This window comes from Filimonas lacunae, assembly GCF_002355595.1.
GTDB lineage: Bacteria > Bacteroidota > Bacteroidia > Chitinophagales > Chitinophagaceae > Filimonas > Filimonas lacunae.
In genome coordinates, this window is record NZ_AP017422.1 from 5,052,471 (window position 1) to 5,067,616 (window position 15,146).

The 15,146-nt window shown below is 44.7% G+C and carries 12 protein-coding genes; 5 read left to right on the top strand and 7 right to left on the bottom strand.

Translation table 11 applies throughout. The features are described from left to right. The first annotated feature begins 125 nt into the window (after positions 1 to 125). Together FLA_RS19840 and ctlX are read left to right on the top strand one after the other, a co-directional pair. Positions 126 to 1,643, top strand: coding sequence for an arginine deiminase family protein (locus FLA_RS19840; protein WP_076379231.1), 1,518 nt, complete (start codon positions 126 to 128; stop codon positions 1,641 to 1,643). 41 nt (positions 1,644 to 1,684) lie between these two features. Then, positions 1,685 to 2,560, top strand: coding sequence for a citrulline utilization hydrolase CtlX (gene ctlX / locus FLA_RS19845; RefSeq protein ID WP_076379232.1), 876 nt, complete (start codon positions 1,685 to 1,687; stop codon positions 2,558 to 2,560). 78 nt (positions 2,561 to 2,638) lie between these two features. On the opposite strand, the gene FLA_RS19850 is transcribed toward ctlX, so the two are convergent. Then, a complete protein-coding gene (locus FLA_RS19850; RefSeq protein ID WP_076379233.1) occupies positions 2,639 to 3,532 on the bottom strand; it encodes an SDR family oxidoreductase in 894 nt (297 codons plus the stop codon). 21 nt (positions 3,533 to 3,553) lie between these two features. Then, entirely contained in the window at positions 3,554 to 5,230 is a 1,677-nt protein-coding gene (locus FLA_RS19855) for an ABC transporter substrate-binding protein (protein WP_231940291.1), read from the bottom strand. 35 nt (positions 5,231 to 5,265) lie between these two features. On the opposite strand from FLA_RS19855, the gene FLA_RS19860 reads away from it, so the two are divergent. Further along, positions 5,266 to 6,927 (top strand): M1 family metallopeptidase, encoded by a 1,662-nt coding sequence (locus FLA_RS19860; protein WP_084206227.1) that lies wholly within the window; start codon positions 5,266 to 5,268, stop codon positions 6,925 to 6,927. Positions 6,928 to 7,000: 73 nt separating this feature from the next. Here FLA_RS19860 and FLA_RS19865 read toward each other — a convergent pair whose 3' ends face one another. Beyond that, positions 7,001 to 7,678: a C40 family peptidase gene (locus FLA_RS19865; RefSeq protein ID WP_159445104.1), complete on the bottom strand. Its 678-nt coding sequence runs from the start codon at positions 7,676 to 7,678 to the stop codon at positions 7,001 to 7,003. A gap of 202 nt (positions 7,679 to 7,880) precedes the next feature. Here FLA_RS19865 and dnaE point away from each other — a divergent pair, with 202 nt between their 5' ends. Together dnaE and FLA_RS19875 are read left to right on the top strand one after the other, a co-directional pair. Then, a complete protein-coding gene (gene dnaE / locus FLA_RS19870; protein WP_076379234.1) occupies positions 7,881 to 11,549 on the top strand; it encodes a DNA polymerase III subunit alpha in 3,669 nt (1,222 codons plus the stop codon). Positions 11,550 to 11,639: 90 nt separating this feature from the next. Further along, complete coding sequence (locus FLA_RS19875; RefSeq protein WP_076379360.1) at positions 11,640 to 12,704, top strand: oxidoreductase; 1,065 nt, start codon at positions 11,640 to 11,642, stop codon at positions 12,702 to 12,704. Between the two features lie 35 nt (positions 12,705 to 12,739). Here FLA_RS19875 and FLA_RS19880 read toward each other — a convergent pair whose 3' ends face one another. The 4 genes from FLA_RS19880 to FLA_RS19895 form a co-directional block, all read right to left on the bottom strand. Then, positions 12,740 to 13,150, bottom strand: coding sequence for an EVE domain-containing protein (locus FLA_RS19880; protein WP_076379235.1), 411 nt, complete (start codon positions 13,148 to 13,150; stop codon positions 12,740 to 12,742). A gap of 83 nt (positions 13,151 to 13,233) precedes the next feature. Continuing rightward, positions 13,234 to 13,953, bottom strand: coding sequence for a (Fe-S)-binding protein (locus FLA_RS19885; protein ID WP_076379236.1), 720 nt, complete (start codon positions 13,951 to 13,953; stop codon positions 13,234 to 13,236). Positions 13,954 to 13,960: 7 nt separating this feature from the next. Beyond that, entirely contained in the window at positions 13,961 to 14,443 is a 483-nt protein-coding gene (gene ribH, locus FLA_RS19890; RefSeq protein WP_076379237.1) for a 6,7-dimethyl-8-ribityllumazine synthase, read from the bottom strand. Next, the gene (locus FLA_RS19895; protein WP_076379238.1) at positions 14,443 to 15,144 is read right to left on the bottom strand and encodes a tetratricopeptide repeat protein; all 702 of its coding nucleotides are present in this window, start codon (positions 15,142 to 15,144) and stop codon (positions 14,443 to 14,445) included. Before FLA_RS19895 ends, ribH begins: the two co-directional genes overlap by 1 nt. Positions 15,145 to 15,146: the final 2 nt, after the last annotated feature.

Consider the following 15,146-nt stretch of genomic DNA (forward strand, 5'->3'; position numbering starts at 1 on the left):
ATTTCATCAGCGGATGGTGGCGGTTCTCCGGATTACTGATACGGCCTGTTATGCTTTATAATCAGGGCAATACCTGCTATTGCCTGCTGCTTTGCTATTTCTATTATTCCATTTAAAGCTATTGTATGAGCGCACAAAAGCCGTTTTACGTAGAATCTGAATTAGGTACCCTTCGCAAACTATTAATACATAGCCCTGACGGGGGCATTGGTAAAATTATTCCCAGCACTTTCCAGGACAACCTGTACGATGATATTGTGCATTTGAAAAAAATGCAGAAAGAGTATAACCACTATGTAAAGCTGTTGTTATACTTCCTTGATCCGGAAAAAGTAGCGTATGTAAACAGCTGCCAGCAATCGGCCAGTGAAGAGGTGCAGGCCAATTGTTTTATACCCGGTAAGAAAGAATACTTTAACTCCGATAAGGTACTGGAAGCCCAGAACCTGTTGGAAGCCATTATGCAGGACGAAAAGGTGAAAATACGCCTGATTGCCGCCATCTGTTCCTACGAAGAATCCAGCTACAGCATACAGCAAAAACTGGAAGCCATTCAAAACAACGCTTTACTGGCTAAAATAATGATCACAGGCATATTGCCTGCTGCTGAAACCGGTAGTGGTGAAGATCATTACATCTTCCCTCCTATCCCCAATTTCATTTTTACGCGCGACATTGGCATCATGCTTAAAGACCATATACTGTTAAGCCGTATGGCCACCACTGCCCGTAAAAGAGAATCACTGATCACCAAATTCCTGGCGCTGTATTACTTCTTTAAAGACACCCCCGAAAAGGTGATCGAGATTATTGAGGAAAGCGATTTCTTTTTATATGAAGAGCAGGAACGCCGCCAACGCATTATCACTATAGAAGGCGGTGATATTATGATGATACATTCCGGTCACCTGGTGGTAGGTTGCAGCGAACGCACCTCTTCCAATGCAGTGAACGAAATCATACATACCCTGTTTAGCCGCGAAGAACTGGGCATTGAAAAGATATCGGTAGTAAAAATCCCCCGTAAACGTGCCCAGATGCATATTGACACCATCTTCACACAAGTAAAAAAGAATGTGTGGGTGCTATATGGCCGCTATTCAGAAAAGATTATGGAAGCCGAGAACAACAGTAAAAAGTCTTACTTAAACATTCTCGCCCATAGTTCAGATCAACAGAAAGAAGAACAACCGGAGATTATCCAGTTTTATAAAAAAGCAGCAGAACCTTATCAACGCAATAAAGACTATAGCTGCCCCAACAATCCGGCCGGCATAGAATCGTTGCTGGTACAGATAAGTGTAAACGACTTTGGCTGTAAAGAAGAAGACGTAACCATCATTTACAGTGGTGGTAATGATTTCCCACACGATGACCGTGAACAATGGACCGACTCCTGTAACGTAGTGGCATTAAAAGAAGGCGTGGTAATAGGTTACGACCGTAACGATAAAACCTCTGAGGCTTTTCGCCAGGCAGGCTTCCAGGTAATTACCACCCAACAGGCCTTTACCTTGTTTGAAAGCGGTGTAGCTCCTCAAAGCCTGGAAAACACGCTGATACTATTGCCTTCTGCTGAGTTATCACGTGCCCGCGGCGGATCGCATTGTATGAGCATGCCTTTATTAAGAGATCGTTTCTAAATCTAAACATTACCATTGTGCAAACTACCAATCACCTTTTAATGATACGTCCTGTTCAGTTTACTTACAACGAACAGACAGCTGTAAACAATGCCTTTCAACAAACCGGGAAACAAGAAAATGCCCAGGAAAAAGCATTGGAAGAATTTGACCGCTTTGCCGCAGTGTTACAAAAGAATGGCATCAAGGTTACCGTTATTAACGATACCCCACAGCCACACACACCTGATTCTATCTTTCCCAATAACTGGATATCCTTTCACGAAGGCCGCATTTGTCTGTATCCCATGTATGCGCCCAACAGAAGACAGGAACGTAAACCGGCGGTAATTGCCCAAATGCAAGAAGCCTGCGGCCCCCTTCCTATACTGGACTTTTCTTACTACGAGTTACAGAATGTTTTTCTCGAAGGCACTGGCAGCATGGTATTAGACCGTGTAAACAGAAAAGCTTACGCCTGCCTGTCGCCCCGCACCAACGAAAGACTGTTCCGTACTTATTGCGAGCAGATGAATTACACGCCTGTAGTGTTTCATGCCACAGACGCCAATGGTCAGCAGATTTATCATACCAATGTAGTAATGTGTATTGGCAGTTTATTTGCAGTTATATGCCTGGATGCCATCCCAGATGAAGGGGAAAGGCAGTATGTTGTGGAGCAGTTAAAAAGCAACCATAAAGAGATTATCGACATCAGCCTTGACCAGATGAATCACTTTGCCGGAAATATGCTGCAAGTACACAGCAGAGCACTGGAAACATGCCTGATTATGAGTACACAGGCCTATCAGTCGCTCACCGAAGAGCAAATAAAACAACTTGGGGTTTATAATAACATTATACATTCTCCGCTGGATACTATTGAAACCAATGGTGGAGGTAGTGCGCGTTGTATGCTTGCCGAGGTGTTTGATTAATACTTTACCAGCTATTCAGGACGCACTACGTCCTGAATAGCTACTACAAAAAAATTCCAATTAGTTTATTCCTGCTTATTATCTTTTACCAAAGGTCGCCTGCAGACCCTCATTAAAACTCACCGGCACATACCCCAACTCTGTCTCCGCCTTCCCAATTTGCAACCCGGCCTTCTTTGCTCTCTTCACCGGCTCATTGAATGTATCTGCTGTTACGCTGGTAATAAGGGAAGCATCCAACGCTAAACGTTCAGCCAGCTGAATAGCCATTTGATAAGGCGATAACACCTCCTTACCTGCCAGGTGATAAATACCATTATTCTGTTTGTGAATAATGGCTTCCAGCCCTTTGCATATATCTCCTATAAAAGTGGGTGTTCGTAACTGATCGTTGACCACTTTAATGGGCTTGCCCTGTTCCAGGCTTTGCTGCACCCATTGTAGAAAGCCACCTTTTAATCCCTCCCATACAGGGCCATAAATGAATACAGGGCGCATAATGGTATAAAGCGGCATGTGTGCAGCCACCAGTTGCTCTGATTGCAATTTGCTTTCACCATAAAAGTTAAGCGGGGCCGGCGCCACTGTTTCATCATGCGGGCCATTATCTCCTAATACAAAATCAGTGGATATATATACAAAATGCACCTGCCGATGGGTGTTGTTAGCTGCATCTATTAAATAGCGGGTAACCTCTACATTGTGCAGCAAACAGGTTTCACGTTGATTGTTACATTCATCGGGCTTGCTCATAGCGGCGGCATGCACTATCACATCGGGTTGTACCTGGCTTACTAAATCAGCCACTTCTTCCCTGCTGGTAAGATCTGCCGGGTAATAGATCTGTGAAAAGGCAAACGGTAAGCGGCTGTCGCCACGACCGGTGGCAGCTACCGAAAAACCTGCTTTATCCAGGTGCAGGCAAAGATGTTGTCCTAAAAATCCGTTAGCTCCGGTAACCAGTACTTTCATATATGCAAATTAGTATACAAATTATTGAATGGTAACATTCCTCAGTTCCAGCAAATTCAAGGCATTGGCCTGCATGTGATGCACCGAAGGATTTACCAGGTGAATTACCATATCATAAAACAAAGGCACCACAGGTGCATCGTCAATCACCAGCTGATCCATTTTACGGTAAAGATCATAGCGGAGCGAGTCGTTGGTTTGTTCCAATGCCTGCTCGTACAACCTGTCAAACTGCGGGTTGTTATACCTGGTGTAATTGGGTGGGGCCGGGTTTTTACTGTAAAACATGGCCATATAGTTTTCGGCATCAGGGTAGTCCCCTATCCAGCTGGCCCGGAAAAAGAAAGCGTTGGAATGCGCGGTCAGCTCCAGCAGCAAACTTTTCTGCACCACTTCCACCTGCACTTTTATACCTACCTCTTCCAGTTCACGCGCAACAAAGCTGGCCATATCGGCATAAACAGGTATCGTCAGCAGTTTCACCATAGGCCATTGGGCAGCATATCTCAAACCTGCCTGCTCAATCAGTTCCCGTGCTTTGGCCGGGTTATAAGGATATCCCTTCACCAGTTGCTCGTTACGTGAGGGTAAACCACCTGGCACAATACCTGCTTCAGCAGGTATGCCAATAGAGTTACGCAGGTACATCACCAGTTTACGCCGGTCTATAGCGTAGTTAATTGCCTGACGTACAGCCTTGCTGCGTAAAGGCGATTTTTGCAGTAAAGTATTTTTTTCGTCTGTAAGAATGCCGAAGTACTCCGTATTCAGATAGGCGTGCTTGTGTAATATAATCTTGTGTTGCCATTGCTCACGCAATGCACCTTTCTTCGTCAATACCTCATCTTTAAAAGAAGCATCTATATCATTAATAAAGCTAAGCCTGCCTTGCCTGAATTGTAAAAACTCCGTAGCCTTGTTATCGTAGAAGCTGATATGCACCGCATCCAGATAAGGCAATGCTTTACCACTGCTATCCTTTTCCCAATAACGCGGGTTCTTTTCCAGCACCAGCGACTGCCCTTCTACCCAAAACTTGTATTGAAAGGGCCCTGTGCCACAGGGATGCCTGCGAAATTCTTTACCATAGTACTCCACCACTTCGTGTGGCACAATACTGCAATACTGCATGCTTAATATGCCCAGTATGGGATGAAAAGGCCTTAGCAACATCAGTTGAAAAGTAGTATCGTCTATGGCCTTAAATCCATCCGGGGCAACACGGTTATTGAATATCCATGCACCACTGCTGGCGGTGGTTTTATCCACAATTCTTTGCAAACTGTAGGCAATATCATGCGCTGTCATCCGGCGCCCCTTTCCTCCTGGGAAAGCGACACTGTTATGAAAGCAGATATCCGGGCGGATATGGAAGGTATAAGTACGCCGGTCTGCACTAATATCCCAGCGGGTAGCCAGCGAGGGGGCTATGTTCAAACCGGAATCTATTTCCACCAGGGTATTATACAGCTGATGCGTAGCCCACATAATACTCTGATTTTTGGCAAAGGCGGGGTCCAGTGTTGCAATGCCCGTGGCTTCATTGTAGTAAAACACCTGCTTATCAGAAGTGGAGGCGTTTTGGCAGGCTGATAACCACAGGCTTGCCAGCACAATGCAGCTCCACAGCCTCATCAGCCGCTTATCGGTGTTTACAGCCGTTGTGCCTGAGCAATAGCTGATTATGTCCTTTGCCACTGTTTTCATTAGGTGTAATATCCTATTTTTAAAGTATGAAGCAAGCATTTTTTGTATTGTTTTTGGCGATGTCTGGCTTTTCACAGGCACAGCTCATGACCAATAAACCAGTAGCTACGCATGCAGATTCTTTACGCGGCAGTATGAACCCCGAAAGAAGCTGGTGGGATGTATTACGTTATGACATCACCGTAATACCCGATATAGCCACCAAAACCATCAGCGGTAGCAATGTGATCCGTTACAAGGTAACTACCGACAGCTATCCGGCTTTTATGCAAATTGATTTGCAGGAGCCTATGGATATTGACAGCGTGCTGTTCGATGCCCACCGTGCTTTACGCTTTACCCGCGAAGGCAATGCCTGGCACGTGCAGGTACCTAAGCAAAAAAAAGATAGTGAGGGCAACATCACCGTTTACTTTCATGGCCAGCCGCGTGAAGCCATCAGGCCACCCTGGGATGGCGGCTGGATATGGACGAAGGATGAACAAAACCGTGCCTGGGTAAGTGCAGCCTGCCAGGGTCTGGGAGCCAGCGTATGGTATCCCTGTAAAGACCACCAGAGCGATGAACCTGATAACGGCGCCTCTCTTTCCATTACGGTACCCGACACAATGGTAGCAGTAGCCAATGGCCGGTTACAGTCCAAAACACAGCAGAATGGCTACACCCAATGGAAATGGCAGGTGATAAACCCTATCAACAACTACAACCTCATTCCTTACATAGGTAAATATGAAAATTACACCGACACCATGCAAGGTGGAAAAGGTGTACTTGACATCAGTTACTGGGCGCTGGACTACGATATTCCCAAAGCCAAACAGCAGTTTACACAGGTAAAACAGATGCTGCGTGCTTTTGAGTATTGGTTTGGTCCCTATCCTTTTTACGAAGATGGCTATAAAATAATAGAAGCACCACACTTAGGCATGGAGCATCAAACAGCTGTGGCTTATGGCAACCATTTTAAAAACGGCTACCTGGGCAGAGATTTAAGTGGCACCGGCTGGGGTATGAAATGGGATTTCATTATTGTACATGAAAGCGGGCATGAATGGTTTGCCAATAACATCACCTCCCGCGACATTGCGGATATGTGGATTCATGAAAGCTTTACCAATTACAGCGAAACCCTGTTCACCGAATATTTTTATGGCAAAGAAGCGGGCAGTGATTACTGCTATGGCACCCGTGCTAAAATACTGAACGATAAACCTATCATCGGCCCTTATGGCGTAAACCAGGAAGGCAGTGGCGATATGTATTACAAAGGTGGCAATATGCTACATACTATTCGCCATATTATCAATAACGACAGCCTGTTTCGTCAAATACTGATAGGGTTAAACACTACCTACTATCATCAAACTGTAACCACCCAGCAAATAGAATATTATATCAGCAAACACGCTGGTATTAACCTGGGCAAAGTGTTCGATCAGTACCTGCGTACCATTCAAATACCAGAGCTGCAATACAGCGTAAGAGGTAACCAGTTTTATTTCCGCTGGAACAACTGTATCAAAGGTTTTGACATGCCTTTGCCTTTAACCAAAGGTGGTAAAATAATTACCCTGCGTCCCGGCATCAGCTGGCAGCATGTTACAGTCAATAAAAATGATAAGGAACTGTTTGATCCGGCCTTTATCAACCGGCAGTTTTATATAACACTGAAGAAAACGAATATGTAGCAGAATAAGGCTATCAGATTGCGGTTCCTTCTTATACCGGTTCCCCTGGCAGGGTCTGTATAAGAAGGAATTTTTATTTGCGGGTAACCCGGCCACCGCCCCGGTATTTGGGCTGCCAGTATTTATCGTTTAAATCGCTTACCATAACACCGTTGCTGGTAGAAGCGTGTACAAACTTATTGTTGAACAAATAAATGCCTACATGCGATATGCTACGGCCTGAGGTATGAAAAAACACATAATCGCCTTCCCGTAAATCTTCCATATCCACGCGGGCGCTTTTATCATATTGCTCCTGCGCAGTGCGTGGTACCGACACACCATACACATCCCGCATTACCGCCAGCGTAAAGCCGGAACAGTCCACACAATTCTGCGTATTGCCCCCTAAACAATAGCGGGTTCCCCACCATTCGTCCAACGAACGCAACAAGGCCATATTCGTGAGCTTTTCCACCGATGCGTCCAGTATAATGGCAAATTTCAGCTGCAGCCATTGCGCCTCTTCTATGTTCATGCCTGATGCAGGCACATCATCTTCGGGCTGATACAGCTTGCCTTTCTTGCCGGTAAGGCTGCTGCTGGTAGCATGTTTGGAGGTAACCACCGAACCCGGCGTTACTTCAATGCCATCAATAAACTTGCCACTGCCCGAGCGTGTGCGGGTGCTGCTTTTACTGCTTTTGGCGGTGGAATTGTCCTTGGCTCCTATATTTTTAATGCTTTTGCAACTGGCAACGGCAATTACCATGGAGCAAGCATATATTACATTTCTACATCTATATAATAGTAACATCGCTGCAATATAGCCCCCTGTTGCCTATAGCTGACATTTCCATGCTATTTTTTTGCACTTTGTTAAGATTCTTGTAAAGCAAACCGGTGGAAAACACCCTTCCAATGTGGATTTCTTAGACTTCATAAAAACCTTTTTTTAGCCGAAATTTGCAGCTATGTGCCAATTCTCTCATTTACACGTCCATACCCAATACTCATTGCTCGATGGTGCAGCAAGTATTGAAAGCTTATATAAAAAAGCGGCAAAAGACAATATGCCGGCCCTGGCCATCACCGACCACGGTAATATGTTCGGGGTGTTTGACTTTGTGAACCAGGCCTGGAAAAATACCCGTGTTATTGGTAAAGATGAAAAGGGGAAAGACATTACCGAACCGGTAGTAAAGCCTATTGTGGGTTGTGAGTTTTATGTAGTGGAAGACCGCTTTCGTAAAACGTTTTCCAAAGAGCAACGCGATAGCCGTTTGCACCAGGTGTTACTGGCCAAAAACAGAACCGGCTATCAAAACCTGGTAAAGCTTACTTCTATGGGCTTTATTGAGGGTATGTATAGCAAGTACCCCCGTATTGATAAAAAACTGATTGTACAATACCATGAAGGGCTGATAGCCACAACCTGTTGCATTGGCGCTTCTGTGCCCCAGGCCATTTTAAATGACGGCGAAGAAGCGGCGGAAAAAGAATTCAAATGGTGGCTCGACCTGTTTGGCGAAGATTTCATTATTGAAATTCAACGCCACGAAATAAAAGAGCAGGAAATTATCAACCACACCCTGCTGAAATTTGCCAAGAAGTTTAATGTACCTGTTATTGCCACCAATGATAGTCACTATACCGATCAGGACGATTATAACGCCCATGATATCCTGTTATGTATCAACACCGGTGAAAAGAAAGCAACACCAGGCTTCGACGATTTTGTGAATGATGATACACAGGTAAAGAACCGCCGTTTTAAATTCCCGAACGATCAGTTCTATTTTAAAACCACTGAAGAGATGAAAAAGCTGTTCAGTGATGTGCCGGAGAGTATTGACAACACCAACATGATCATAGACAAGGTAGAGGTACTGAACCTGAAGAAGGATATCCTGCTTCCTGCCTTCCCTTTGCCTAAAGAGTTTGTTACCGGTGACGACAACAACATCAACCAGTGGAACTTCCTGCACTACCTTACTTACGAAGGCGCACGCCAGCGTTATGGCGAAATTGAAGAACATGTAAGGGAGCGACTGGACTTTGAACTGTTCACTATTAAAACAATGGGATTTGCCGGTTACTTCCTCATTGTATCCGACTTTATTAAAGCCGGTAAAGACCTCGGGGTATTCATTGGCCCTGGTCGTGGTTCGGCTGCCGGTAGTGCGGTGGCTTACTGTATAGGTATCACTAACATTGACCCTATTAAGTACAACCTGCTGTTCGAACGTTTTCTGAACCCCGATCGTAAGTCAATGCCCGATATTGATACGGACTTCGACGATGAAGGCCGTCAGAAGGTAATTAACTACGTAGTAGATAAATATGGCAAAAACCAGGTAGCGCAGATTATCACCTATGGTACCATGGCTGCCAAAATGAGTATAAAAGACGTGGCACGCGCCATGGACTTACCCCTGGCCGAAGCGAACGCACTGGCTAAAATGGTACCTGACAGGCCGGGGATTGAGCTGGGGCGGGTATTACAAGCCCCGCTTACTCCTAAAGACGGCCCAAAATCTCTGGAAGAAAAAGACGGTGTTGGCCCCGATGAACTGGAAGGAGTAAAACGCCTGCGGGAAATATACAACGGCAGCGACATGAGCGCCGAAGTACTGCAACAGGCCGAAAGGCTGGAAGGATCGGTAAGAAACACCGGTATTCACGCAGCAGGTATCATCATTGCCCCGCGCGACTTAACCGATCTGTTACCCGTATCTACGGCTAAAGACTCCGACTTGTGGGTTACCCAGTTTGAAGGTAGCATCATTGAAGATGCCGGGGTAATTAAGATGGACTTCCTGGGTTTGAAAACCCTTTCCATCATTAAGACTGCATTGGAGTTAATCAAACAGAACTACAACATTGATATCACTATTGATGATGTTCCGCTGGATGATGAACTCACATTTGAACTATACCAGAAAGGCGAAACCAACGCAACGTTCCAGTTTGAAAGTATGGGTATGCAAAAGTACCTGCGCGAATTAAAACCGGATAAGTTTGCGGATCTTATCGCCATGAACGCCTTGTACCGCCCTGGTCCTATTGCCTACATCCCTAACTTCATCGACCGTAAGCATGGACGTGAACCCATCACGTACGATCTGGCCGACATGGAAGGAGATCTGGCAGATACCTACGGTATTACCGTATACCAGGAACAGGTGATGTTGCTGTCGCAGAAACTGGCGGGCTTCTCTAAAGGAGATGCGGACGTACTGCGTAAGGCGATGGGTAAAAAACAAAAGTCGGTACTGGATAAAATGAAAACCCAGTTTGTGAAGGGTGCCGTAGAAAAAGGGCACCCCGAAGAAGTACTGGATAAAGTATGGACGGACTGGGAAGCGTTTGCGCAATACGCGTTTAACAAATCGCACAGTACCTGTTACGCTTTTGTGGCTTACCAAACCGCTTACCTCAAAGCCCACTACCCCAGTGAATACATGGCCGCAGTACTCAACCACGCCGGTAGCATTGAAAAGATCACCTTCTTTATGGAAGAGTGTAAGCGTATGGGCATTACAGTACTAGGTCCTGACATCAACGAATCGCTCAAAGGCTTTGCCCCTAACAAAAAAGGAGAAATCCGTTTTGGTTTAGGCGGTTTAAAAGGTGTGGGTGAAGCGGCGATTGAAAACATTATTGAAGAAAGAAAGAACGGTGAATTCTCCGATATATTCAACTTTATCAAACGGGTTAACCAACGTACGGTAAACAAAAAGTCGTTGGAAAGTCTTGTGCACTCCGGCACATTCGATTGCTTTAAAGAAATGCACCGTGGTCAGTTTTTCCATATCCCTAAAGATGAAACGAAAAGCAACCTGGAACGCATTGTACTCTTTGGCAACCAGTACCAGGCCAACCTTAACCAAAGCAATAACAGCTTGTTTGGCGACGCAGTAATGCAGGAAATTCCACCACCAAAAATTCTGCCTTGCGAGGAATGGACGCTGACCGAAAAGCTGGAGCATGAAAAAGAAGTAACGGGCATCTTCATTAGTGGTCACCCGTTAGATCACTTCAAGTTTGAGTTAAAACATTACGGTATTACATCCCTTGCCGACTTTAACGAGGTAAAAGATAGCGTGACCCTGCAGGCAGCAGCAGGCAGTCGTAACTTCCGTATAGCAGGTCTGGTAATTGACGCACAACACCGCGTAACTAAAACAGGTCGCAACTTTGGTATTTTAGCCATTGAAGACCTTACCGGTAAAACGGAAATGATGTTATGGAGCGATGATTATGTGAAGTACCAGAACTACATGGAAAAAGGTAAGAACATTTTGATCAATGGTTTTTATAAGCAGCGCTTTAACTCCGGCACCTACGAGTTTAAAGTACAAAGCCTGCAACTGCTCGAAACCATGAAGCAAAACCTTACCAAGCAAATAGATATTACCATGCACCCCAGTGCAGTAACAGAAGAGTTTGTGAAGTTTTTAGATAGTAATGTCACAGCTAACCCTGGTAAATCATCTATACGCTTTGTAATACTGGAACCCAAAGAGAATATTAAACTAAGCCTGTACAGCGTAGATAAAGGATTTCAGATGAACGACGAACTGGCTATTTACCTGAACGAAAATCCCGATCTGGATGTAACAGTAGCGCTAACAGGCTAGCATATATAACTGTAAAAACGTTAAAAACAGGCAATACAGCAATTGTTGCCTGTTTTTTGCTTATTGGATGTCACCTTAAATGAAGAAGATATGTCAGCGATTCATGTAGGATTGATAGGATATGGAATGGCGGCACGTGTAATGCATGCACCTTTTTTAGCTACTACCCCACTATATAAAGTGGCGGCAGTAATGGAAAGACATAAAGAAGATTCAAAGGCATTGTTTCCGGATGTAAAGGTAGCACGCACTATAGAAGAACTACTGAACAGTCACATAGAACTGGTAGTGATTACCACCCCTAACGAAACCCATGTACCTTACGCCATACAGGCTTTGGAAGCCGGCATGCATGTAGTACTGGAAAAGCCTTTTACCATTACTTCAGCCGATGCGCAACTGTTAATAGATACAGCTGCTAAAGTACGCAGAACAGTAAGCGTGTTTCATAACAGGCGCTATGTGGCCGACTTCTTAACCATCCGCCAGATACTGCAGCAACAATTACTGGGCAATGTACATGAATACGAAGCACATTACGACCGTTACCGTCCTGAGCTAAAGGCCAACGCATGGCGCGAAGAAAACCTGCCCGGCAGTGGCATCCTGTACGATCTGGGCCCACACCTGATAGATCAGGCATTATGCCTGTTTGGCCTGCCTAAGCATATTACAGCAGATATTAAAACCCAACGCCCCGAAGCCAAAGTAGATGACTACTTTGATATACAGCTGCACTACGATTATACTAAAGTGATATTAAAAGCCGGTATGCTGGTACGTGAACCAGGCGCCCGCTATGCGATACACGGCACAGCCGGGTCTTTTGTGAAGTATGGAGAAGATCCACAGGAAGCTATTTTAAAAACCGGTCAGCTACCATTAGGCAAAGATTGGGGCAAAGAGCATATGGACGACTATGGCTTGTTGCACACCACCGTGAATGATAAAGAGTTTAAAGAGAAGTATCCTTCCTTACAAGGCAACTTTGGCTTGTATTACGATAACCTGTACAAGGCTATCCGGGAAGGCAAGCCGCTTTTAGAAAAAGCAGAACACGGCTTTAACACTATACGTATCATTGAATTGGCGAAAGAAAGCAGCCGGGTAAAAGCTACCATAGCTTGCGAAGGCTTAAAAGATGTGAGCTATTAACATATCCCGTATATACCAAAAAGAGATGGCTGGTTTTAAAAACCGGCCATCTCTTCTATTACGCCCCACTCTTCCACTGTTACAGAAGATACAGATAAACGGCCCTGTTTAATCAATCCTAATTTCTCCAGGCGGATATCAGCTTTCATCTGCGCCAGCGTAACCGGCTTAGGCAATTTTTTTACAGGCTTTAAATCTACTACCACCCAATTGGTATCATCGGTAGTAGGGTCCTGGTAGGCTTCTTTTACTACTTTGGCAATACCTACTATCTCCAGCCCTTCATTGCTGTGATAGAAAAACACCAGGTCGCCTTTTTTCATACCACGCAGGTTATTACGTGCCTGGTAATTACGCACACCATCCCAAAACGTTTGTCCATCCTTTACAAACTGATCCCAACTGTATTTGAATGGTTCTGACTTCACTAACCAGTATGCAGCCATCTATTATTTGTTTTATAAACTCACTACTAAAAAAACACTACCATCAACAATCTATTGCCAGCTCCCCATTTCCCGCTAAAATCCTACCACCCATTAGCCAGTACATCGGCAAGGTGCATCAGCTTTAACTTACTGCCCTTATACTTAGAGCAGCCATCCAGGTGCATAAGACAACTCATATCTGTGCTGATGAGGTATTCTGCTTCCGTGTTGCCGGCATTGGTAATTTTTTGATCGCCCATGGCAATGCTGATAGGCTCAAACTTTACCGCAAACGTACCGCCAAAGCCGCAACAGGTTTCCACATCATTCATTTCTACCAGTTCCAGCCCCTTTACTTTGCTCAATAACTGACGGGGTTCTTTTTTAATGCCCACTTCACGCAAACCGGCACAGCTATCGTGATAAGTGGCTTTACCCTCCAGGATAGCGCCAATATCATCAATGCCCACCACTTTTATCAGAAACTCCGATAATTCGTAAGTACGGTCGGCCAGTTGTCTTACCTCGTTATGTACAGATGAATTGTTGAACAGCTGCTGGTAATAGTTACGCACAAACCCTACACAGCTGGCGCTGGGGGCCACAATATATTCAGCACCTTCAAAGTCTTTTAAAAACTTGCTGCACACATCTTTAGCCTCGTTATGGAAACCAGCATTAAAAGCCGGTTGTCCGCAACAGGTTTGATTGCCGTTATACTGTACGGTACAGCCTGCCTTTTCCAGCACCTTCACCATGTTAAAAGCCACAGCGGGATAAAGCTGGTCAATAAAGCAGGGAACAAAAATCTGCACATTCATAGGCAAACTACTTCTTTAGCTTTCTTTTAAGGGCTATCATTTTAATAGCAGTAACAGCGGCTTCTTCGCCTTTATGTCCATGTTTACCACCAACCCTTTCCAGTGCCTGTTGTTCGTTTTCAACAGTAAGCACTCCAAATACAACAGGTACTTCCAGTGTAAGGTTCAAAGAAAGTACACCATCGGTAATTGCTTTACACACATAATCAAAGTGCGGCGTATCGCCCCTGATCACGGTTCCAAATGCAATAAAGGCATCTGCCTTTGGCTCGCCGCTTTCGGCATAAGCTTTTATAGCATAGGGAATTTCAAAAGCACCGGGCACGGTTAATACTTTCACCGTTACACCTGCTGCCTTAAATACTTTCTTTGCGCCTGCTTCCAGTTTGTTAATGATGGGGGCGTTCCATTCCGTTTTCACTATAACTACAAAGGCATCCTTTGTAGTAGGGATGCCTTTGAGAAGTGCGTTATTTCCTTGTGTTGCCATTATTTTACACTAAAGTCATTTTTTTCAACGCTCAGGCGATAGATATATTTATCAGCCTGAAAACCTTTATCAGTTCTTGGAAATTTCTCTTTTAACTGTTTGTACAGCTCCAGCGCTTCTTTGCTGTTACCGTTAATTTCACTTAACAGTGCTGCACGAAACAAGTATTCTGATGAAGAAGTTTCATCTTTTTCAAAAGTAACAGCCGCTTTTTTATAAGCGTCAATGGCTTCTGATTTTTTACCCAGTTCGCTGTAAGCATCGCCCAGGGTACCATACGCAACCAGCTGAATTTGTGGAGCATCGGTGCTAAAGTCTTTCAACTGCTTAACCGCTTTGTCAAATTCACCTAAACGAAGATGGCAGATACCTGCATAATATGCAGCCAGGTTACCGGCTTTGGTTCCGCTGAAAGATTTAGCAATATCCAGGAAACCTTTGGCTCCTGCTGCTTTATCTCCTTCTAATGCTAACTTAAATGAATCGATAGCAAAATAGTGTTGAGCTTTATAAATAGCTTCTCCGGCTTTTTCTTCCTTCGGTTTTACCACAAAATTCTGGTAACCGAAGTAACCACCCACTATTACCACTACTGCTACTACAGCACCAATGATAACTTTAGAGTTTTTTTGCCAGAAACCTTGTGCTCTTAACAAAGTGTCATTCGTTTCTAATACTTCAGGCGCATGCTTTTCAGACATGA

What these genes read in the sequence shown, in the direction of transcription:
- FLA_RS19840 (WP_076379231.1), top strand. Translation starts at nt 126, where the DNA reads ATGAGCGCACAAAAGCCGTTTTACGTAGAATCTGAATTAGGTACCCTT.
- ctlX (WP_076379232.1), top strand. Translation starts at nt 1,685, where the DNA reads ATGATACGTCCTGTTCAGTTTACTTACAACGAACAGACAGCTGTAAAC.
- FLA_RS19850 (WP_076379233.1), bottom strand. Translation starts at nt 3,532, where the DNA reads ATGAAAGTACTGGTTACCGGAGCTAACGGATTTTTAGGACAACATCTT.
- FLA_RS19860 (WP_084206227.1), top strand. Translation starts at nt 5,266, where the DNA reads ATGAAGCAAGCATTTTTTGTATTGTTTTTGGCGATGTCTGGCTTTTCA.
- FLA_RS19865 (WP_159445104.1), bottom strand. Translation starts at nt 7,678, where the DNA reads ATGGTAATTGCCGTTGCCAGTTGCAAAAGCATTAAAAATATAGGAGCC.
- dnaE (WP_076379234.1), top strand. Translation starts at nt 7,881, where the DNA reads ATGTGCCAATTCTCTCATTTACACGTCCATACCCAATACTCATTGCTC.
- FLA_RS19875 (WP_076379360.1), top strand. Translation starts at nt 11,640, where the DNA reads ATGTCAGCGATTCATGTAGGATTGATAGGATATGGAATGGCGGCACGT.
- FLA_RS19880 (WP_076379235.1), bottom strand. Translation starts at nt 13,150, where the DNA reads ATGGCTGCATACTGGTTAGTGAAGTCAGAACCATTCAAATACAGTTGG.
- FLA_RS19885 (WP_076379236.1), bottom strand. Translation starts at nt 13,953, where the DNA reads ATGAATGTGCAGATTTTTGTTCCCTGCTTTATTGACCAGCTTTATCCC.
- ribH (WP_076379237.1), bottom strand. Translation starts at nt 14,443, where the DNA reads ATGGCAACACAAGGAAATAACGCACTTCTCAAAGGCATCCCTACTACA.
- FLA_RS19895 (WP_076379238.1), bottom strand. Translation starts at nt 15,144, where the DNA reads ATGTCTGAAAAGCATGCGCCTGAAGTATTAGAAACGAATGACACTTTG.